Source organism: Nocardia sp. FBN12, assembly GCF_054031145.1.
Window position 1 is genome coordinate 7,087,365 of record NZ_CM132926.1, and the last position, 20,320, is coordinate 7,107,684.

Sequence of the window (20,320 nt, forward strand, 5' to 3'; positions counted from 1 at the left end):
ACATCGGGGGTAACCCTGAGAATTTCCCGGGTTCACGAACAGGGGGAACGGTAGGCGACGTTCGCGACGTGACCGCGCCACACGGCTTCGGTGAGTCGGCCGGTGGCCGCGCAGATCCGGGCGGCGACGGTCTCGGCGTCGAGGTCCCACACGCCGAGCTGGCCGTTGTCGGTGACGACCATGAGCTGTTCGCCGCCTGGGTGCAGGGTCACCTGGCGGTCGCGGCCGTCGGCGGGCCCGAGTGGGCCGATGTATTTGCGTGGTGCGCGGGGGTCGTCGAGATTCCACAGGCCGGTCGTGCCGTCGTCGCTCGACACGGCCAGTTCGGAGCCGTCCGTCGACGCGGAGATCCAGCTGATCGGCCCGATTTCGGTGCGGACCGCGTCGACGAGCGGGGTGAACGTCTCCGGTGCTTCGGTGTCCCACAGCCCGAAGCGATCGCCTTTGGTGACGGCGACTGTTCGATTGTCGGGCAGAAATCGGGACGGCTGTAAAACGGTGGTGAGTTCCACGTCGACTTCGGCGATCAGACGTGGGTGCGCCGGGTCGTCCAGACTCCAGATCTGCCGGGTGTATTGCTGCCAATTGTCAGCCTGGTCGACGAGCATCACTTCGACCAGGCTGCCGTCGGGGCTGAAGCTGTCGCCGACGATCTTTCCGAAACTCGCGGTGATCGGCGACCCGAGGGGCTTGGGCGCCATGCGGTCGGCGACGTCCCACATCTGGACCGAGTCGGGGAAGGTCAGCAGCATCCGGTCGCCCTTGACGGTCGAGCTGTCGGCCTCGCCGGTCGGCCAGCTGGGCAGTGGTCGTGGATCACCCGGATCGTCGAGGTCGAAGAGGAGCCGCCGCTTGCCGCCCAGTTCGTGCAGGCTCAGTGTCCGTCCGTCCGGACTCAGAACAGGGTTCGACAGCGCCAGTACGTTCGGGATCGTGGTCAGCCGGGTCGGGCGACGCGGATCGGTGGTGTCCCAGACCCCGACGTCGCCGGTCCGGGTCACCATGGCCATCCGATCTCCGGCTCGATCGAACACCGGGCCCGAGGGCATACGGGGAATCACGTCGATCGTTGATCGAGGCAGTGTCCAGGTGCGCAGCAGGCCGTCGTGCCCCGCGCTGACGAGCACCGGCTCACCGGGGATGAAAAGCATCGACGTCGGTCCGCCGCTGCACAGGGAGATCCGGGCTTGTGGGCAGGCGGCCGGGCTCACCGAGAGGGCAGGGCCCGCTTGCACGGGCTGGGCCGGGTCGGAGATGTTCCACAGCCGGGCGGCCTCGTCGGATCCGGTGGCGAGGAGATTTCCGTCCTGGTGGAAAACGATCGAGGCCAGCACGTCGTTGTCGACGCGAGTCGAGGCACCGAAGGAGCGCGGGTGGTGCGGATCGGTGATGTCCCAGAGTTCGAACTGGCTCGACGGTGCGCTGCTGGTGCCCTTCGCGCCGTGCGTGCCGATGGCCAGGCGGGTGCCATCGGGACTGAGGGTGACCTCTTGGAGGAAGTCGCCTGCCGTCGTCGAGATCGGCGGTCCGAGTGGGCGTGCCGCCGTGGTGTCCCACAACTGCACGGTATCGGGGAGACCGGTGTCGAAGGTGACGGAGCCGACCGCGAGCACTGTGCCGCCGGGGCCGAATTCGATGGCGTGGTGGTCACCGGCCAGTGGACGGGTGACGGTGCGCGACGGCCGTGCCCGATCGCGGATATCCCAGAGTGTGAGTGTCGATGCCTCGACCGTGGCGAGTCGGGTTCCGCTCGAATCGATGGCGATCGTGTCGGCCCGGGGGGTATCGAGTGTGTGGATCAGACGCGGTGACTCGGGGTCGGCGAGATCCCACAGCTGGATACCGGAATCGCCGAGGGCGACCGCGTCGGTGCGGCCCGGGATGAAATCGAACTGGTGGGTTCGCGTGCCGAGCGAGGTGGTGATTCGGTGCGGTCGTGCGGGATCGCGCAGATCCCAGAAGGCGGTGTCGCCCGCGTAGTCGATCGAGACCAGTAGCGCGTCGGCCGGGCGATAGGCCAGCACGGAGATGCCTCGTTCGTGAGCGGGCACGGTGACGGCCAGTGGCGAATCCTGGGTGTTCAACAGTTGGGTGCGCGTCGCGTCGTCGGGCCGAATTCGATACGCGGCCAACAGGAACTGCGCCGAGATCGACGGATCGATGCTTCTCGTCCGATGGGCCGCGGCCACCAGTTCGGCGTAGTCGCGGTCCATGGCCCGCTGGTCGGCGAGCCTGCTGCGGTCGACGGCGATGACACCGGTGGCGAGCAGGGCGATTACGACCACGACCGCCCCGATTCGCCAGCGTCCGCCGATCCGCGCGGCCCGTCGGGAGGCCTGGAGGAAGGTGTGTACGCGCGGGCTGATCGAAGTGCGACCGGTGTGCTCGCCCGCGCTGTGGAGTCGGGTGCCCCGATACAGCAGTGCCGAATCATGGCCCGCTGCTTCCCATTCGGCCGCATCGTGCTCGAGCCGCTGACGAACCAGGTGCCCGACCCGGTCGGTGTCGATCCAGCCGCGCAGCCGGGGCCACGCGGTCAGCACGATCTCGTGGGAGAACTGCACCGAGCCCGCGTCGAGGGCGATCAGTCTGCTGGCCGCGAGGACCTCGAGCGCTTCCGCGGTGGCATCGGGATCGCCGCTGCGGCTGAGTAATTCGGCACGATCGACGGTCCGTCTGGTGTCGCGCGCGTCCTGACCGACCGTGACGAGCGAGCCGAGCAGTTCCCGCGCGGCGGTCTGCTGAGCCGGGGTGAGCTCGCTCCAGGCGAGTTCGGCGGTCTCGGCGACCGACCCCGCGACACCGCCTGCCTTGCGATAGCCCGCGACGGTGAGTTTGCGACCCTCGCGCTGCTGCCAGGTCGCGGCCATCACGTGCGACAGCAGTGGTAGCGCACCGGGGTCGTAGCCGTCGGTGCTGAGATGTCCGCCGAGCCCACGTAGCTCGGTGAGCACCAGCTCTTCCAGACCCGGCTCCAGCGTGATCCCGGCGGTGGACGCCGGTCCGGCGATCGCGCGTGTCACCTCGTCGATGGACATCGCGCCGAGCAGATAGTTGTTGTGCTGCAGGCTGTTTCGCAGCACGGGATAGTGCAGACAGTGTTCGTAGAAGTCGGCGCGTAGCGCAAGGACGACCGTCAGTGACGCGGGCAGGGCGGCGAGTGCGGCCAGGAATGTCGCGCGGTCGGCCTCGTCCTGGCACAGGGTGAACAGTTCCTCGAACTGGTCGACGATCAAGACCCGCAGGTCGTCGGTCAGCGTCGCGGCCAGTCCGGCGGTCGGCGTCGCACCCGGTGTCATGGTGGCGGCTGGCAGGTCGAGCGCCGGTCGCAAACCCGCCGCCAGCAGGGACGACTTGCCCGCACCGGACGCGCCGATCAGGACGGCGATGCCGGTGCTCACGCGAACCAGCTCGACGAATTCGGCGGTGGCCTGCTCGCGTCCGAAGAACATGGTGTGCTCCTCGGGTAGGTAGGCGCGCAGGCCGGGGTAGGGGCAGGTGTCGCCGTCGCCCGCGGCCGCCGTCCAGGTGACCGATTCCTGCCAGAGCTGTCGCCATTCGTGCGGGTCGGCGAGTCTGCGCGGTAGGTCGCGCTTGGCCTTCTCGGTCAGCTCGACGAGCGTGAGCACCACCGGCAGCAGCGATTCGAAGCGAGCGGGCACATTGCGCCCGGCCTTCCAGTCACTGATCCGCTGGGGTGACGGCGTGCCGGCCTGGGTGCCGCGCATGCGCCGCTCGGTGGCCGCGGCGACCCGGCGCAAGGTCGGATTGCCCGCCGCGGCATAGAGTTCGGCGAACCGCTGGGCGAAAAGCACACGCGGTGAAGAACTCTGCGCGTCACTGTTGGTCAAGGAACCCCCCGTTCGATGAAAACGACCGAGGGCCATGGTATTCGGCTGGACCGGGACCCGGCGAGTTCGCCGGGTCCCGGTTCAGCTCACAGGAACATGGTGTCGCCGAAGATCGAGTTCGTCGCGCGCACCTGTCCGGTGCTCGCGGTGACCGTCGCCCACGAGTAGATGTTGAGCGGTCCGCCGCAGTTGCCGACCATCAGATGGAAGTCCCGGTTCACCAGATAGGTGGTGCCCGACCCGAGCGGCATGGATCCCACATCGATCTTCTTGATCTCGCCCGGCGCGAGCGACAGGCTCAGATCCAGACCCGCCGAGATCGAGGGACCGATGTCGGCGGACACGTCGGGTCCGGACGAGCCGAATCCGATGGTGGCCCCCGCACCGACCGAGATGCCGCCGTCGAGCCCGACCGACAGGGTCAGGTCCACCGCGCAGGCGACGAGATAGCCGGAGGTGAGGTCACCGGTCGCGCCGGGCGGGGCGGTGACGTAGGCGGTGTTGTCCAGGAATACCTCGCGATTGGTCGGCATCGCGTTGAGCGGGGGCACCAGCCGGTAGGACTCCTCGGTGTGGCCGAGGGTGAGTTCGAAGCCGTCGGGCCCGTGGTAGGTCGTCTCGTGCGGTGCCATCGGCGACGCCGAGGCGATCGGTGTGAGCCCGATGGTGCTCAGTCCGATGGTGGCGGCACCCAGCACGGTGGTGAAGATGTTCACGTGTTCCTCCCCTGAAGCGGCGGCCGTAATTCCGGCCTGCCATCAACGTAGGAAAACCCTCTGCGGCCGGGCTTTCGGAGCGGCCGCGCATCGGCTTAAAAGGCCTGCTGAGGACTCCGCGGCGGGGTTTCCGGTCCGGCGATCCGGCGCCACCGGACCTGTTCGTCACCGGCGCGGGCATCCGCCCTGGTAGGGACTGATTTCTGTCCGGACCGGACGGCTCGCGCCCAGGTCAGCGCCGAATCGCCGACATCGGGGACGAGATCAGGGACTTTCCTGATGTCAGCACCCCGCCCCGCGTGCCACTATCGAGAGCATGGATCCGTCTGTTTCCGCCCGCACTGCCGCCCAGGGGTCTGCCACCCCACCCGGGCCCGGCGCCGCCGCCGGGAACAACGCCCCCAACTACCAGGCCCCCGCGGGCGGCAGCGGTGCGAATGCGAGCGACGGCGTCGCGCCCGGCTACCGGCCAGTGGGCAATGGTGCCGTTGCCGGCTATCGGCCTGTCGCAGGCAACAGTGCTGTCGGCTCGACGGTCGGAGGGGGCGGGTATGGGGCGGGCTACCAGCCGATGGCCGGTAACGGTGCCATCGGTAACGGCGCGAGCAGCCCCGCGCCTGGCCATCAGCCTGGAATCGGCACAGGGGCGGCCGCGAATCGGCCGCGTGGTTCGGCGGGACCTTCCGATGGGCCGGGGGCCGCGGCGGATCCGCGGTTCGGGGGACATCGGCTACGCGACCGTTTCGTAGGGCGCGAGCCGGTGGTCTATGGAGCGCCGCAGCAATACATTCCGCCCCAGCAGTACCGGACAGCGCCGGGCTATCCGCAGGGCTACGGCGTGCCTCGCGGCTATCGGCCGATGCTGCCTGCCCCCGGCCCCGAACCGACGGGTGCGCCCTTGCCCGAGACTCCGCGCTTGGTCCGCCGTAGCGGTGGTCGGGTAGTCGGTGGTGTCGCGGGTGGTCTGGCCGACCATCTCGGTGTCGACGTGATCAAGGTGCGGCTGGCGTTCGTGTTGCTGTCCGCGCTGGTCGGTGCGGGGCTGGTGGCGTACGGGCTGCTGTGGATCTTCACTCCCGGTGGCGCGGACGCCGTGAAACCGACCGGTGACGAGCGCAGGCAGGCCATCGGGCTGGCCTTGCTCGGGCTCGGGCTCGCGGTCACGGTGGGCTGGTTGTTCCAGGGGACCGCGGCGAAGGTGATCGTGCCGATCGTGGTGGTCGCGGTGGGTGCCGCGCTGGTGTGGCGCGAATACGATGTCGCCGCGCCGGGTCCACGGGCGCTGTTCGGGCTGCCCGCGCGACCCTCGGTGGTCACCTGGTCGCGGATCGTGGCCGGGGCGACGCTGATCGTGGTCGGGCTCGGTGTGGTGGTGCTGGCCAGGATCGATCTCAGCTCGCTCGGGTCGGCGCTGATCGCGGTGGCGGTCACCCTGGTGGGCGCGGGTCTGCTCACGGTGCCGTTGTGGTTGCGCATGGTTCGCGCGCTCAATGCCGAGCGCGGCGCCCGCATCCGCAATGAGGAACGCGAGGAGATCGCCTCCCATCTGCACGATTCGGTCCTGCAGACACTCGCGCTGATCCAGCGTCAGGCCGAGGATCCGCAAGAGGTGCTCCGGCTGGCCCGCAGTCAGGAGCGCGAACTGCGCAAGTGGCTCTTCGACGACACCGCACCCGCCCAGTCCAGCCTGGCCACCGCGCTGCGCACCATCGCGGGCGAGGTGGAGGACCAGCACGGGGTGAAGGTCACCCCGGTCGTCGTCGGCGATGTCGCGATGGACCCCGGCGACACCGGCGCCGGCCTGCCCAAGGAACATTTCACCGCCCTGCTCGGCGCTACCCGCGAGGCACTGGTGAACGCCGCCAAGCACGCCGACGTCCCCGAGATCGACCTGTACGCCGAGACCGAACCCCACCAGGTGAGCATCTTCGTGCGCGACCGCGGCGCCGGTTTCGACGTGTCCGCGGTCCCGGCCGACCGGCGCGGGGTGGCCAAGTCGATCTGTGCCAGAATCGAGCGCCGTGGCGGCACCGCCGAGATCGACTCGACGATCGGCCGTGGCACCGAAGTACGGATTGTCATGCCGCGCACCGACTCCGGTACCTCCGAGCCGGACGAGGGCGCGAGCGGCGTCGCGTCGGACCAGGTCGCGGGCGACTCCGCAGGACCGGGCGGAATCGCGACCGAGGCCGAAACATCTGTACCAGGCCCCGTCGACGCGCCGACCACCCCACTGCGCCCCGATGATCGCGCGTCGACGCGGGACCACCCAGCCGATCACTGAGCGCGACCCGAGCCGATTTCGGCGCCAGGACACCGCGGTGTGGTACCGATGACAGCAGGTCGATCGACACGGTTCGAATGAGGAGTCTGGTAGTGAGTGTTCGGGTTTTCCTGGTCGACGATCACGCGGTTTTCCGGTCGGGGGTACGGGCAGAGCTGAGCCGGGAGACCGACATGGAGGTCGTCGGTGAGGCGGGCGCGGTGGCCGAGGCGGTGGCCGGGATCGATGCCGCGAAGCCGGACGTGGTGCTGCTGGATGTGCACATGCCCGATGGCGGTGGGGTGGCGGTGCTGAGCGGGATCGCCACGGGGCCGGTGTGTTTGGCGTTGAGTGTGTCCGACGCGGCCGAGGACGTGATCGCGGTGATCCGGGCGGGGGCGCGCGGGTATGTCACCAAGACGATTTCCGGTGCGGAGCTTGCCGACGGTATTCGCCGGGTCGCGGGTGGGGACGCGGTGTTCAGTCCGCGGCTGGCTGGCTTCGTGCTCGACTCGTTCACCGGGCGCTCGCCGGTTCCCGAGCCGCCGCTCGATCCCGAGCTGGACTCGCTCACCCCGCGTGAGCTGGAAGTGCTGCGCTTGCTCGCCCGCGGTTACACCTATCGGGAGATCGCCGAATCCTTGTTCATCTCGGTGAAGACCGTCGAGACGCACGCGTCGAATGTGCTTCGTAAGACACAACAGTCGAACCGGAACGCGCTGACTCGGTGGGCTCATCGGCGCCGCATCGAGTGAAGCGGTAGGGCCGCGGCGCTACATCACGGCGATGATGATGGCGATCAGGATGATCAAGCCGATCAGTACGCCTGCGCCGATGGCGAGGGGGGCGCCGTTGGGGAGGTTGTCGATGAAGCTGCCGGTGCGCTGTGGGGGCGCGGCGGCGGTGGCGGCGAGGGGGGCGCGGTGCGGGCGCGGGAGCGGGGCGGCGTTGGGGCTGCGCAGGCCGCTCGCGGAGTTGCGGGTGGACCAGGCGGGGATGGTGCTGTCCTCGGTGCGCAGCGGCACACCGAGGATGTAGGCGCCGGTGCCGGGTCCGAAGGCGGCGGTGAGGATTTCGTCGCGAGCCTCGGCCATGGTGGGGCGACGCTGGGGGGCGGGCTCGAGCATGTGCAGCAGGGGCTGGGTGAGGATGCCGCTGCGGGTGGGCGGGATGATCCGGCCCATCGCGGCCTTGGCGACGACGTCGTTCTCGTCGGAGTCGAAGCCGAACGGCGGCTGGCCTTCCAGCGCGGTGTAGAGGGTGGCGCCGAGGGAGAACACGTCGCTGGCCTCGGTGGGCCTTGCGCCGCGCGCGACCTCGGGCGGGAGGTAGGCCGGGGTGCCGGTGATCACACCGTCGGGTTCGTCACCGTGCGTGTCGCCCGCGCCGCGCGAGATGCCGAAGTCGCTGAGTTTGGCCAGACCGATGCTGTTGCCGCGGTCGGCGACGAGGATGTTGCCTGGCTTGATATCGCGGTGCACGATGCCGGCGGCGTGCGCGGCGGCGAGCGCGTCGGCCACCTGCGCGCCGATCTGGGCGACCTCGACCGCGGGCAGCGTGTCGACCAGCGCGAGCGCCTTGGCCACGCTGCGCGAGGGTAAGTACTCCATGACGAGCCACGGCTCGCCCGCCTCGATCACCACATCGTGCACGGCCACGGCGTGCACGTGCGACAGCTTGGCGGCCACCCGGCCCTCGTGCACGATGCTGCTGCGCACCTGCTCGGCCTCGGCCGCGCTCAGTCCCGCGGTGGACAGCACCTGCTTGATCGCGACTTCCCGGTTCAGCAACCGATCGGTCGCGAGCCAGACCGCACCCATGCCACCCCCACCCAGCTTGGATTGCAGGCGGTAGCGACCCGCGACCAGGTAGTCGGGGCCGATATGGGGACGAGCACGTTCGGTCACGGGTGCGAGGGTAGCCGAAACCGGCGCTGACTGGCCGGGATCCCGGTCAGAGTCCGCCCGGACCAGCTCCGCGCGGCTCGGTTGTTCGCGGCACCGGAGGCTGGGCGTCCCTCGCGGTGGACACGGGGAGGGGTGGGTGTCACGCTGGTCGCTATCGAACGTATATTCGAATACGATCGATAGCTGGAACGGTGCTGCCGTTTCGGCGCAGGGCGGTTTTCCGCTCGCGGGTCCATCGTGGAAGTAGGTGGTGTTGATGGGTTCGGAAGCGTTGTCGCCCGATCCGGGCATGCTCGACGAGCTGCGAAGGCGGATGGCCGCGGTGCCGGGACGTGGTGAGTCCGCGACCGGTCATGTACCGCGTGAACAGCCATTACGCCGCGATCTGTTGCCGGTACCGCCGCCGCTGGCCGACTTGCTGCCCGACGGTGGGCTGCCCAAAGGCGCGGTGGTCGCCTATACCGGCGCGCACTCCCTGCTGTCCGGGCTGCTCGCCGCGGTCACCGGAAACGGGGGGCACGCGGCAGTGGTCGGCCTGCCCCGGCTCGGTTTGCTGGCCGCCGCGGAAATGGGCGCCCAGCTGTCCCACCTGGCGGTGATCGCCGACCCAGGCCCCGACCCCGCCGAGGTGGCCGCGGTCCTGCTCGACGGCCTCGACCTGGTGGTTCTCGGTCTCGGTGGGCTGGTTGTCCCGCCGTCTCGGTGCCGGGTCCTCGCCGCCCGCGCCCGCAACCGCGGCGCCACCCTGGTCGTCGCGGGCGAATGGGCCAACCCGACCCTGCGCCTCGACTCCCGCGTCACCGGCTACCGAGGTCTCGGCCCCGGTCGCGGCCGCCTGCGCTCGGTCTGTCTCGACGTGCGGGTCAGCGCCAAGGCGGGCCAGACCCGCCACGGCCGCATGGACCTGTGCGCCCAGGCAGGCCGCACCGAATGGCGGCCTCGTGAAACCGTCACCCGCACCACCGAGGTCACCGCATTACACGAGGCTGTGTCGTGATCCCGTTACCCGGTTCTGACCGATGGGCGTGAGGGAGCCGCTCAGTCGGAAAACTGACTGGCCGCGGCCGGATTACACGAAAATGCCGGGCACACACCGCAGTAGCGGTGGGCATCTGGGTCGGTGGTGTCGTGGCGCGCGCTGATCGGGTGGTGGCGGTGTGGTGCCTGGATTGGCCCGCGGTGGCGGCGGCCGCGGTGGCGGGGGTGTCGGCGGATCGGCCGATCGCGGTGTTGCGGGGGAATTCGGTGGTGGCGTGTTCGGCGATCGCGCGGGCCGAGGGGGTGCGGCGGGGGATGCGTAGGCGGGATGCGCAGGGCTGCTGTCCGGAACTTGTTGTTGTGCAGGATGACCCGGATCGGGATGCGCGATTGTTCGAGCCGGTGGTCGAGGCTGTCGACGCGACGGTGCCGGGGGTGGAGGTATTGCGGCCGGGGCTCATCGTGCTCGGGTCGCGCGGTGCCACACGGTATTTCGGCTCGGAGGAGGCGGCGGTGGTGCGGTTGATCGATGCGGTCGCCGTGACGGGAGCCGAGGCACAGATCGGGATCGCCGATGCCATGTCGACGGCGGTGATCGCGGCCAAGCGCGGCACGATCGTGGCACCGGGGGAGGGTGCGCGGTACCTCGCCCCGCTCCCGGTCTCGGAGCTCGCGCTGGAACCGAGCCTGGCCGCACCCGAGCGCAAGGAATTGACGGACCTGTTGCGCCGCTTGGGTTTACGCCGCGTCGGCGATTTCGCGCGTCTGTCTCCGGCCGAAGTGGCCTCCAGGTTCGGCGCCGACGCCGTCCTCGCCCATCGCACTGCTCGCGCCCTGCCCGAACGTCCACCGTCGGCGCGCCGCCCCGCCCCGGAACTGACCGTCGAGCTGGCCTGCGACCCACCCATCGACCGGGTCGACGCGGCCGCCTTCGCGGGCAGGCAACTGTCCACCCGGCTGCACGCGGTGCTGTCGGCGGCGGGCGTGGCCTGCACCCGGCTCGCCGTGACCGCGCGCACCGAGACGGGTGAGGAGCTGACCAGGATCTGGCGCTGCGCCCGCCCCCTCACCCCCGCCGACACCGCCGACCGCGTCCGCTGGCAACTCGACGGATGGCTCACCCGCCGCGCGCGCCCCACCGGCCCGATCGTCGCGCTCACGCTGGAACCGGTGGAGGTGGTCGCCGCCGGCGCCCTGCAACTCGGCCTGTGGGGCGGCGAGGGCGAGGAGACCGAACGTGCCCGCCGTGCCCTTGTCCGGGTGCAGGGACTGCTCGGCGGCGAAGCGGTCCGCATCGGCGTGCTCAGCGGCGGCCGTGGTCCCGCCGAACGCATCACGATGATCGCCCTCGGCGACGAACTGACCCCCGCCGCCGACCCCACCCAGCCCTGGCCCGGCCGCCTCCCCGAACCCGCCCCCACCCTGCTCCTGCTGCACCGCCCGGTCGTGCACCTGACCGCCGCCGACGGCACCCACGTCCGGATCACCGACCGAGGCCTGTTCACCGCCACCCCCACCCGCCTGCGCTGGGGCCGCAAGGAATGGGCACTGCTCGGCTGGGCGGGCCCGTGGCCGGTCATCGAACGATGGTGGTCCACCGCCGAACCCGCCGCCATTGCCGTGCGCGTCCAGGTCCAACTCGATGCCGACCCCACCGAGATCCGCGCTGTCCTCCTCGTCTACGACGCGACGCTATGGCACGCCGAGGGCGTCTACGAGTAGCCCTCGGTTCTAGAGTGAAACGACGCCTGTCCGGGATCTGCCCCGGAAGGCTCGGTCGCGGGAGGAGCGCTGTGAACCCATTCGAGGGCATGTTGTGTACGGCGGCCGCTGCCGACATTCCGCTTCTCGGTACCGCGGGGCACTTCACCGGCTGGCTGTGTATCGAGCATCCCGGCGCGTGGGGTGGTGATGTGATCGGTGACGAGGTGCTCGGCTCGGAGATCACCGCGGAACTGGCGGCGCGGACATCGGCTGCGCAGGTTCGGCCGACGCTGATCCGTCGTCCCGGCCGCAACGAGTTCACCGGTACACGCACCGTGCTGCTGGCCAGTTCGCGGCCAGCGGGGTCCTGGTGTGAACGGTTCGAGATCACCGACTTGCGCCAGCTCTTCGATATAGACCTGCATCTCGTCAACGGGTCGGCCCCGGGAGTCGGTGTGCGGGTAGATGACTCGGTGGTCCTGGTCTGCGCCCACGGCAAACGTGACCAGTGCTGTGCCCGGTTGGGCCGCCCGATCGCCGCGGCCATGGCCGCCGATTACCCGGGCCGGGTCTGGGAGGCCTCGCACACCGGTGGTCACCGCTTCGCCCCCGCGGTCGTCCTGCTTCCTTCCGGCCTCACCTACGGTCGCGTCGACGCCCCCGCCGCCAAGGCGATGCTCGAAGCGGCCGACGTCGACGAGGTCTCCCTGACCGGCCTCCGCGGCCGCAGCTGCTACCCCCCGATCGCCCAGCTCGCCGAAGTGGCTGTGCGCGAACGGGTCCCGGCCGACGCCACCGACCTCACCGTCCACCCCGACCCGGCTCCCACCCACGACCCGACCCTGGCCGGCGCCGCCATCGTCACCCACCGCGACGGCCGCCGCTGGCGCGTCACCGCCCGCACCGTCGCCGCCTCCCCTCGCCAAGCCAGCTGCGGCGCCGCCCCCAAACCGGCCACCTACCTGGAAACCGCCGCGGTGGAACCACTCCCGGAGACTTCCCACTCCGAACTCTGACGCGCGTTGGGAACCGGCGTCATCGCCGGGCTACCAGTGGGTGCCGGGGACCCAGCGGGCCGCGCGGCGCAGGGCAGTGCCGGTGGCTTTGCGGGCTGCCGACGGAGTCTTCGGATGAGCTGGAATCGCTACCTCGGTCGGCTCGACCGATTCCCCTTTGGCCGCAGGGGAATCCGGGAGAGCGCGGTAGTAGCGGTGCAGGATGCGGTCGCGGAGTTTGGGGGTGAGGATGCCGCCGTATTCGGCGAGCGTGCCGAGGGGGACGTCGATGCGTTTGGGCCGTTCGGTGAGGGCGCGGACGATCGTGCCCGCGGCCCATTCGGGGGATTCGGAGGGGCCCTGTTCGCCGCTGGGGGCGATCATCGGCGTGCGCACCAACGGCATGTGGATAGTGGTGAAAGTGACTCCATCGGCGAGGGTTTCGACCGCGGCCACCTCGGTGAACTTGTCCAGGGCCGCTTTGCTGGCGAGATAGGCGGCGAAGCGGGGGGTAGCCACTTGGACGCCGGCGCTGGAGATATTGACGATGTGGCCGAAGCCGCGTTCGCGCATCTGCGGCAGCAGCGCCAAGGTCATCCGCAGGGCGCCGAAGTAGTTGACCGCCATGGTGCGTTCGAAGTCGTGCAGGCGGTCGGTGGAGCGGTGGATGGCGCGGCGGATGGACCGGCCCGCGTTGTTGACCAGCATGTCGACGTGGCCGTGCTGGTCGAGAATGGCCTTGACGGCCGCATCAACGGATTCGGAATCGGTGACATCGCACGGATAGCCGTAGGCCCGCCCGCCCGCGTCGACGATCTCGGCGACCACCTCGGCCAGTTCGTCGGCGCGGCGCGCCAGCAGGAACACGACACCGCCCTTGTCGGCGACCGAGAGCGCGGCGGCCCGCCCGATTCCGGACGACGCGCCGGTGATCACGACATGCCTGCCGGTGAGATCGCGCCGCCGACGGCCTTGTTCACCTGGAGAAACCTGAGACATCACTGCTCCTTCGCAGCTCGTTTCCTCGAACTTACTCCGAAGTAAGTTCGAGGGCTAGACCCTCCAGGAAACTCGAAAATATGTTCGAACGCCTCTCGCTATTATTCGAACGTATGTGCGATACTGGTGTACATGGCGGACGATCGGATGGCGGACATCTATGCCGCGGTGCGGCTCGGCGGTGGCGACCCGGATGCGGCGCGCGCGGCGCTGACCAGGCTGTGGAGCGAAATAGGGGAAGGCGGCGACCCGTTGCATCGCTGCGTGGTGGCGCATCACCTGGCCGATGTGCAGGAGTTGCCGGAGGGTGCGTTGCTGTGGGATCAGCGGGCGCTGGCCGCGGTGTTCGGGCCGGGCATTCCGCTCGATGAGGGGCTGCGTGGGTTCCTGCCCTCGCTGTATCTGAACCTGGCCGACAGTCATCGCCGCGTCGGTGACTTCGAGATGGCGCGGATGCAGTTGGCGATCGCGCGCGGGCACCTGGATGTGCTCGCCAACGATGCCTACGGCGCGGTGATCCGCCAGGGTCTCGGGCATGTGGAGGCGGCGCTGGAATCGCGATCGATGGAGCGTTTGCCCGCGAGTTGAGTTGTGCGACAAGGGGAAAGGGGTGCGGTGATGCGGGGGTCGTGAGAGGAGTGGGTGCATGGGCTGGAGCAACGGTCCGCCGACCTGGTCGGAGCTGGAACGAGTGCTCTCGGGCAAGCCGAGTGGCAGGCCGGCCGAAGAGATGCACCCTGGCGACGGCGGCGACAGTCCGGCCTGGTCGCGCAAACGCGGCGAGTACCACGCCGCCGAGCTCGACCGGCCGACCGGCCCGACGGTGCCCTACGCGGAGCTGCACACCCACTCCGCCTACAGCTTCCTCGACGGCGCGAGCCAGCCGGAGGAGCTGGTGGAGGAGGCGGTGCGGCTCGGTCTGGAAGCGCTCGCGCTCACCGACCACAACGGGTTCTACGGGACCGTCCGGTTCGCCGAGGCGGCCAGGGAATGGGGAATGCCAACGGTTTTCGGTGCCGAACTGTCACTGGGAACCGATGCGAAGGCGGCGCCGGGCCGAGGGGATGCGGTCCGGCGCCGTTCTGTACCTCGGGGCGGAGTGCGTTTCACGCCGGGCACCGGGCGGGCGGAGGTGCGCGAAGCCGGTGTCGATGCGCCGGACTCGGTGCCGCGCACGGGTTCTCCCGACCCGGACGGTCCGCACCTGCTGATCCTCGCCAAGGGGCAGGAAGGGTATCGGCGGCTGTCGCGGGAGATGACGGCGGCGCACATGGCCGCGGGGGAGAAGGGGGTGGACCGTCCGGTTCGCCGAGGCGGCCAGGGAATGGGGAATGCCAACGGTTTTCGGTGCCGAACTGTCACTGGGAACCGATGCGAAGGCGGCGCCGGGCCGAGGGGATGCGGTCCGGCGCCGTTCTGTACCTCGGGGCGGAGTGCGTTTCACGCCGGGCACCGGGCGGGCGGAGGTGCGCGAAGCCGGTGTCGATGCGCCGGACTCGGTGCCGCGCACGGGTTCTCCCGACCCGGACGGTCCGCACCTGCTGATCCTCGCCAAGGGGCAGGAAGGGTATCGGCGGCTGTCGCGGGAGATGACGGCGGCGCACATGGCCGCGGGGGAGAAGGGGGTGCTGCGGTACGACCTTGACGCGCTCGCCGCGTCGGCGGGCGGGCACTGGCACGTTCTCACCGGCTGCCGAAAAGGTCACCTGCGCACCGCACTCGAGCACGACCTGAGTGCCGGTGACACACAATTACCGAAAGCCGAAGCGGCGCTGCGGGATCTGATCGAACGATTCGGCGCCGACCGGGTGAGTGTGGAACTCACCCATCACGGCATCGCCACCGATGACGAGCGCAACGCACTGCTGGTCGCGTTGGCCGATCGGCTCGATGTTCCCGTACTCGCCACCACCGGTGCGCATTTCGCCTCGCCCACGCAGCGTCGCCGAGCGATGGCGCTGGCCGCGATCCGGGCAAGGAGCAGTCTCGACGAGATGGCGGGCTGGCTCGCGCCCACCGGCGGCGCGCATCTGCGTTCGGGCGCGGAGATGGCGCAGTTGTTCGCCGAGTACCCGCACGCGGTGGCGAACGCGGTGGCGCTGGCTCGCGAATGCGCGTTCGACCTGGGGTTGATCGCCCCGAAGCTACCCCCGTTCGACGTGCCCGCAGGCCGCGACGAGAACTCGTGGCTGCGCGAGCTCGCCCTGCGCGGTGCCGCCGAGCGTTACGGCCCGCCGGAGCGGAATCCGCAGGCGTACCGGCAGATCGAGCACGAACTCGCGGTGATCGAGAAGATGAACTTCCCCGGTTATTTCCTGGTGGTGCACGACATCGTCGAGTTCTGCAAGCAGAGCGACATCCTGTGCCAGGGCAGAGGTTCGGCCGCCAACTCCGCGGTCTGCTACGCCATCGGTATCACCAATGTCGATCCGGTCGGCAACAATTTGCTGTTCGAACGGTTCCTCTCACCTGAGCGCGACGGACCGCCCGACATCGACGTCGACATCGAATCCGACCGGCGCGAGGAGGCCATCCAGCACGTCTACGCCAAGTACGGGCGCGACTATGCCGCTCAGGTGGCGAACGTGATCACCTATCGCGGCAAGTCCTCGGTGCGCGATGCCGCACGCGCGCTGGGCTTTTCGCCCGGCCAGCAGGACGCGTGGAGTAAGCAGGTGAGCCGCTGGTCCGGCGTGGCTGCCGAGACGGGCACCGACATCCCGGACGCGGTGCTCGAACTCGCGGGCGAACTCGACGGTCTACCACGGCATCTGGGTATTCACTCCGGCGGCATGGTGATCTGCGATCGGCCGATCGCCGACGTGTGCCCGGTGGAGTGGGCGCGGATGGCCGGTCGCAGCGTGCTGCAATGGGACAAAGATGATTGCGCCGCAGTCGGTTTGGTGAAGTTCGATCTGCTCGGCCTCGGCATGCTCTCGGCCCTGCACTACATGATCGACCTGGTGCACGAGCACAAGGGCGAGAAGGTCGAACTGCACGCGCTCGATCTCGCCGAAGCCGGTGTCTACGAGATGCTCTCGCGTGCCGACTCGATCGGAGTGTTCCAGGTGGAGTCGCGTGCGCAGATGGCGACACTGCCCCGGCTGAAGCCGCGCGAGTTCTACGACCTGGTGGTGGAGGTGGCGCTGATCCGGCCCGGCCCCATCCAGGGCGGCTCGGTGCACCCCTACATCCGCAGGCGCAACGGCAAGGAGGCGCCGGTCTGCGACCATCCCGCGCTGGAGAACTCGCTCGCCCGCACTCTCGGCATTCCGTTGTTCCAGGAACAGCTGATGCAGATGGCCATCGACGTCGCCGGGTTCAGTCCCGCCGAAGCCGACCAGCTGCGCCGCGCCATGGGTTCCAAACGCTCGCCGGAGAAGATGGAACAGCTGAAGGACCGCCTCTACCAGGGCATGCGCGACCTGCACGGCATCACCGGCGACCTCGCCGACCGCATCTACGAGAAGCTCTACGCCTTCGCCAATTTCGGCTTCCCCGAAAGCCATTCACAGAGTTTCGCCTCGATCGTGTTCTATTCGTCGTGGTTCAAGCTGCACCATCCGGCCGCGTTCTGCGCCGGGCTGTTGCGCGCGCAGCCGATGGGTTTCTACTCACCGCAGTCGCTGGTCGCCGACGCCCGTAGGCACGGTGTGCGCGTGCACGGCCCCGATATCAACGCCAGCCGCGCCGAGCCCACCCTCGAGAACGCGGGCACCGAGATCCGGCTCGGCCTGTCGGGCGTGCGCCACATCGGCACCGACCTCGCCGACCGCATCATCGCCGACCGCGACGAACACGGCCCCTTCACCTCGATGCTCGACCTCACCGGCCGGGTGGAACTCACTGTCGCGCAATCGGAATCGCTCGCGACCGCAGGGGCGCTGGACGTTCTGGTCGATACCGAACCGCGCCACGACGACACCGCGAATGGTCGCGTCGCACCACCGAGCGGGCTCGTCGCGGGCGACGGTCACGGTGGGATCGCGGCTGTTCAGGACCCCGACGCCGTGCCGGATCACCGTTTTGTGCAACGGGATTCGCGCGGTAGCAGCGTGCGACGGGCGGCGTTGTGGGCAGCGGGTGCGGCGGCCGTGGAGCGTCCCGATCGCCTACCCGGCACGGGTCCCGCCACCGTCGCCCCGTCCCTGCCCGGCATGAGCGCACTCGAACTCGCCGCCGCCGACGTCTGGGCAACCGGTATCTCGCCCGATACCTATCCGACCGAATTCCTTCGCGCCCATCTGAATTCGCTCGGTGTCGTCCCAGCCTGCGACCTACTGCTCGTCGAAGACGGCGCCCGCATCCTGGTGGCAGGCGCTGTCACCCACCGCCAGCGCCCCGCCACCGCCGCGGGCGTCACCTTCCTCAACCTCGAAGACGAGACCGGCATGGTCAACGTCGTCTGCTCGGTCGGCCTGTGGACCCGCTACCGCCGCCTCGCGCAGAGCGCCACCGCCCTGCTCATCCGCGGCCGTATCCAGAATGCCGAAGGCGCCGCCAGTCTTGTCGCCGACCACCTCGAACATCTCGACCTGCGAATCGTCGCCCGATCCCGCGACTTCCGCTGATCTCGCGGTAACCCCGTTGGTATCTTGGGAATTGGGGGTACAGCATGAACGCGCATGTTCGGCAGGAGTCGGAGTCCGCGGGGCCGGTGCTGGTCGCACGACGGACCACGTTCTTCGTGCTGATCGGGGATCTGGTTGTCTCGCTGCCGTCGATCGTGCTCAGCGGATGGCTCATCTGGGCATTGTCGGCGCAGGTCGGGGACTGGCTCGTGGTCATCGCCGCGCTGGTGTGGCCGGTATCGGGCGCGTGCGTTCTGCTCGTCGGTGTCCTGGTCGCCGGTGCGACAGCACAGGCCAACCGGTCCGCGTCGCCCGAGCACGCGGAAGTGGACGACGCGTGGGCGGCGGTCGCCGTCGTTGCCCGGATCGACGGTTCTCGCTATACGCCATGGGTTTACGACCTCGTATCGGTGAACGGAGAGGCGTACGGATACGCGACTGCGGGCCGACACGTCGTCGTGACCCGGCATGCTTTCGACGTGCTCACGCGAGGGGAACTGCAGGCAGTACTCGCGCACGAGTTGGGCCATCACTTGCTGGGACAAATGTGGTTACGGCGGCTGATCAAGTGGTATCGAAGTCCTGCCGACCTGCTCTTCAAGCTCGCTGTGGAAGTTGTGTCCAGGGTCGCGTTGTTGGTGCAGATCGGGCCTCGGTGGATCGCCCACCGACTGTATCGGGGGCCTCGGCCGGTCATCCTCCTCGGCGTGCTGGTGGTCGCCATCGTGCCGACCGCAGCCGTCCTCGGCTCGGGTTGGGCGCTTCTCGCCGTGTCGACCCGGTTTCTCGGGCTGCCGACCACACTGGTCGTGGTGGTGGTCCTCGTCGCGCAGCCCTTCGCGCGAGCCAGGCTGTCCCAGTGGCAGGAGTACGGTGCCGACCGAGTAGCAGTGGAACTCGGCTACGGCCAGGATCTTCGCGGTGTACTACGACGACAGCAGGCGGACTGGGACGCTACCCCTGCCGAGAATCGCCTACTGGCTCCCTTGATTCATACCCACCCGTCGCCCGAGAACCGCCGCCGCGCGGTCGAAGCGCTCGAACTTCAACGGCACCGGGCAACGGCCGACGATCAGCCGTCATGACCAGGTCGCGCGAGCGCGCCCGCTCCGGCTCTCCCACGCACTACGCTGCGAGCATGCGCAAGCTTGCCGTGGTGATGATCGCGTTGCTCGGACTCGTGTTCCTGGTCGGGTGTGGCGATGACGACAGCGAGGACCATGCCGGTAAGGCGTCCTCGCCCACCGTCATGGGTGGGCCGGCTCCCGCGGTGGCACCCGGGTTCCGGGAGGGCGCTCCGCAGCAGGACAGTCCGGCGCCGACGGATCAGTCGAATCGGAAAGAGGTGATCACCGGATCGGTGGATGTCACCTCCGGCGATCCGATCGCCGCCGCCGGGACTGTCACCGAGCAGGTTCGCGCGGTCGACGGGCGGATCGACAGCCGGACCGAACAGCCCGGCACCGACAAGCGCGCCGCGCGGGCCGTGCTCAGTGTGCGGGTGCCCGCCGATAAGACCGATGCCTTCATCACCGGGCTCGGTGGGGTCGGCACGGTGACCAGGGTCAGCACCAACCGCGACGATGTCACCATGCAGTGGCAGGACCTCGACGCCCGCATCAGGGCATTGCAGGCCTCCGTCGATCGGTTGAAGGCGCTGATCACCGGCGCCACCAACACCGCTGATCTGATCGCCGCCGAGGAGGCGCTGTCGAGCAGGCAGGGTGAACTCGACAGCCTCACCGCGCAGAAGCGCAGCCTCGACGATCAGGTCGCGTTCTCGACGCTCACCATCACCCTCACCGCCGATGACAAGAACGCCCCCGGCGACCCGGACAACTTCTGGGACGGCATCGTCGCGGGCTGGCATTCGCTGATCGACTGGCTGCAGGACGCGATCGTCTTCGTCGGCAAGGCCCTCCCGTGGCTCGGCTTCCTCGCGGTGATCGGTGGATTGCTCTACGCCGCACTGCGATTGCTGCGCAGGCGCCGCACCGGCGCGCACGCGACCACCGCCCCGGCAGCCACGACCCCGCCGCCCGCCGCCCCGGCAACCACCACATCCGGCGCCACCGCATCCAGCACGGCAGCATCCGAAAAGGAGACGCCCGGTGCCCACAGTGCGGGCGACGATCAAACCGAACAGCCGTAAAGGTCCACTCGTCGAAACCGCGGAAGACGGCACCCTCACCCTCTACGTCCGCGCCCCGGCCGTCGAAGGTAAGGCCAACAAGGCCGCGATCGAACTACTGGCCGAACACTTCGGCGTCGCCAAGTCCGCTGTCCGGCTGACCGCGGGCGCGACCTCACGGTTCAAGCGCTTCGACATCGACTGA

General features: G+C 69.3%; 13 protein-coding genes and 2 pseudogenes. 11 read left to right on the forward strand and 4 right to left on the reverse strand.

Features of this window, described 5'->3' with window-relative positions; genetic code table 11:
- Positions 1–32: 32 nt before the first annotated feature.
- Positions 33–3,851, reverse strand: a complete 3,819-nt coding sequence (locus ACWZHB_RS33290; RefSeq protein ID WP_427905647.1) for a WD40 repeat domain-containing protein — start codon at positions 3,849–3,851, stop codon at positions 33–35.
- Positions 3,852–3,937: 86 nt separating this feature from the next.
- Positions 3,938–4,567, reverse strand: coding sequence for an MspA family porin (locus ACWZHB_RS33295; protein ID WP_427905648.1), 630 nt, complete (start codon positions 4,565–4,567; stop codon positions 3,938–3,940).
- Between the two features lie 859 nt (positions 4,568–5,426).
- Between ACWZHB_RS33295 and ACWZHB_RS33300 the strand changes: the two genes are divergently transcribed.
- The gene (locus tag ACWZHB_RS33300; protein ID WP_427909377.1) at positions 5,427–6,851 is read left to right on the forward strand and encodes an ATP-binding protein; all 1,425 of its coding nucleotides are present in this window, start codon (positions 5,427–5,429) and stop codon (positions 6,849–6,851) included.
- A gap of 77 nt (positions 6,852–6,928) precedes the next feature.
- Positions 6,929–7,585: a response regulator gene (locus tag ACWZHB_RS33305; protein WP_101464335.1), complete on the forward strand. Its 657-nt coding sequence runs from the start codon at positions 6,929–6,931 to the stop codon at positions 7,583–7,585.
- An 18-nt stretch (positions 7,586–7,603) separates the two neighbouring features.
- Here ACWZHB_RS33305 and ACWZHB_RS33310 read toward each other — a convergent pair whose 3' ends face one another.
- Positions 7,604–8,737 carry a serine/threonine-protein kinase gene (locus ACWZHB_RS33310; protein WP_427905649.1) on the reverse strand — a complete coding sequence of 378 codons (1,134 nt, stop codon included), beginning with the start codon at positions 8,735–8,737 and terminating at the stop codon, positions 7,604–7,606.
- A gap of 256 nt (positions 8,738–8,993) precedes the next feature.
- On the opposite strand from ACWZHB_RS33310, the gene ACWZHB_RS33315 reads away from it, so the two are divergent.
- The 3 genes from ACWZHB_RS33315 to ACWZHB_RS33325 all read left to right on the forward strand — a co-directional run bounded on the left by ACWZHB_RS33315 (position 8,994) and on the right by ACWZHB_RS33325 (position 12,435).
- The gene (locus ACWZHB_RS33315; RefSeq protein WP_427905650.1) at positions 8,994–9,734 is read left to right on the forward strand and encodes a hypothetical protein; all 741 of its coding nucleotides are present in this window, start codon (positions 8,994–8,996) and stop codon (positions 9,732–9,734) included.
- A 131-nt stretch (positions 9,735–9,865) separates the two neighbouring features.
- Positions 9,866–11,437: a DNA polymerase Y family protein gene (locus ACWZHB_RS33320; protein WP_427909378.1), complete on the forward strand. Its 1,572-nt coding sequence runs from the start codon at positions 9,866–9,868 to the stop codon at positions 11,435–11,437.
- 89 nt (positions 11,438–11,526) lie between these two features.
- A complete protein-coding gene (locus tag ACWZHB_RS33325) occupies positions 11,527–12,435 on the forward strand; it encodes a sucrase ferredoxin (RefSeq protein WP_427909379.1) in 909 nt (302 codons plus the stop codon).
- A gap of 30 nt (positions 12,436–12,465) precedes the next feature.
- Here ACWZHB_RS33325 and ACWZHB_RS33330 read toward each other — a convergent pair whose 3' ends face one another.
- Positions 12,466–13,413 carry an SDR family NAD(P)-dependent oxidoreductase gene (locus ACWZHB_RS33330; protein WP_427905651.1) on the reverse strand — a complete coding sequence of 316 codons (948 nt, stop codon included), beginning with the start codon at positions 13,411–13,413 and terminating at the stop codon, positions 12,466–12,468.
- A 132-nt stretch (positions 13,414–13,545) separates the two neighbouring features.
- Here ACWZHB_RS33330 and ACWZHB_RS33335 point away from each other — a divergent pair, with 132 nt between their 5' ends.
- The 6 genes and pseudogenes from ACWZHB_RS33335 to ACWZHB_RS33360 all read left to right on the forward strand — a co-directional run bounded on the left by ACWZHB_RS33335 (position 13,546) and on the right by ACWZHB_RS33360 (position 20,320).
- Complete coding sequence (locus ACWZHB_RS33335) at positions 13,546–14,001, forward strand: hypothetical protein (protein WP_427905652.1); 456 nt, start codon at positions 13,546–13,548, stop codon at positions 13,999–14,001.
- A 142-nt stretch (positions 14,002–14,143) separates the two neighbouring features.
- Positions 14,144–14,383, forward strand: a pseudogene (locus ACWZHB_RS33340) (PHP domain-containing protein); the annotation flags it as partial.
- Positions 14,384–14,711: 328 nt separating this feature from the next.
- A pseudogene (locus tag ACWZHB_RS33345) lies at positions 14,712–17,984 on the forward strand (error-prone DNA polymerase); the annotation flags it as partial.
- A 44-nt stretch (positions 17,985–18,028) separates the two neighbouring features.
- Positions 18,029–19,069, forward strand: a complete 1,041-nt coding sequence (locus ACWZHB_RS33350) for a M48 family metallopeptidase (protein ID WP_427905653.1) — start codon at positions 18,029–18,031, stop codon at positions 19,067–19,069.
- 53 nt (positions 19,070–19,122) lie between these two features.
- Positions 19,123–20,136, forward strand: a complete 1,014-nt coding sequence (locus tag ACWZHB_RS33355; protein WP_427905654.1) for a DUF4349 domain-containing protein — start codon at positions 19,123–19,125, stop codon at positions 20,134–20,136.
- The gene (locus ACWZHB_RS33360) at positions 20,096–20,320 is read left to right on the forward strand and encodes a DUF167 domain-containing protein (protein ID WP_427905655.1); all 225 of its coding nucleotides are present in this window, start codon (positions 20,096–20,098) and stop codon (positions 20,318–20,320) included. The genes ACWZHB_RS33355 and ACWZHB_RS33360 overlap by 41 nt, the downstream gene beginning before the upstream one ends.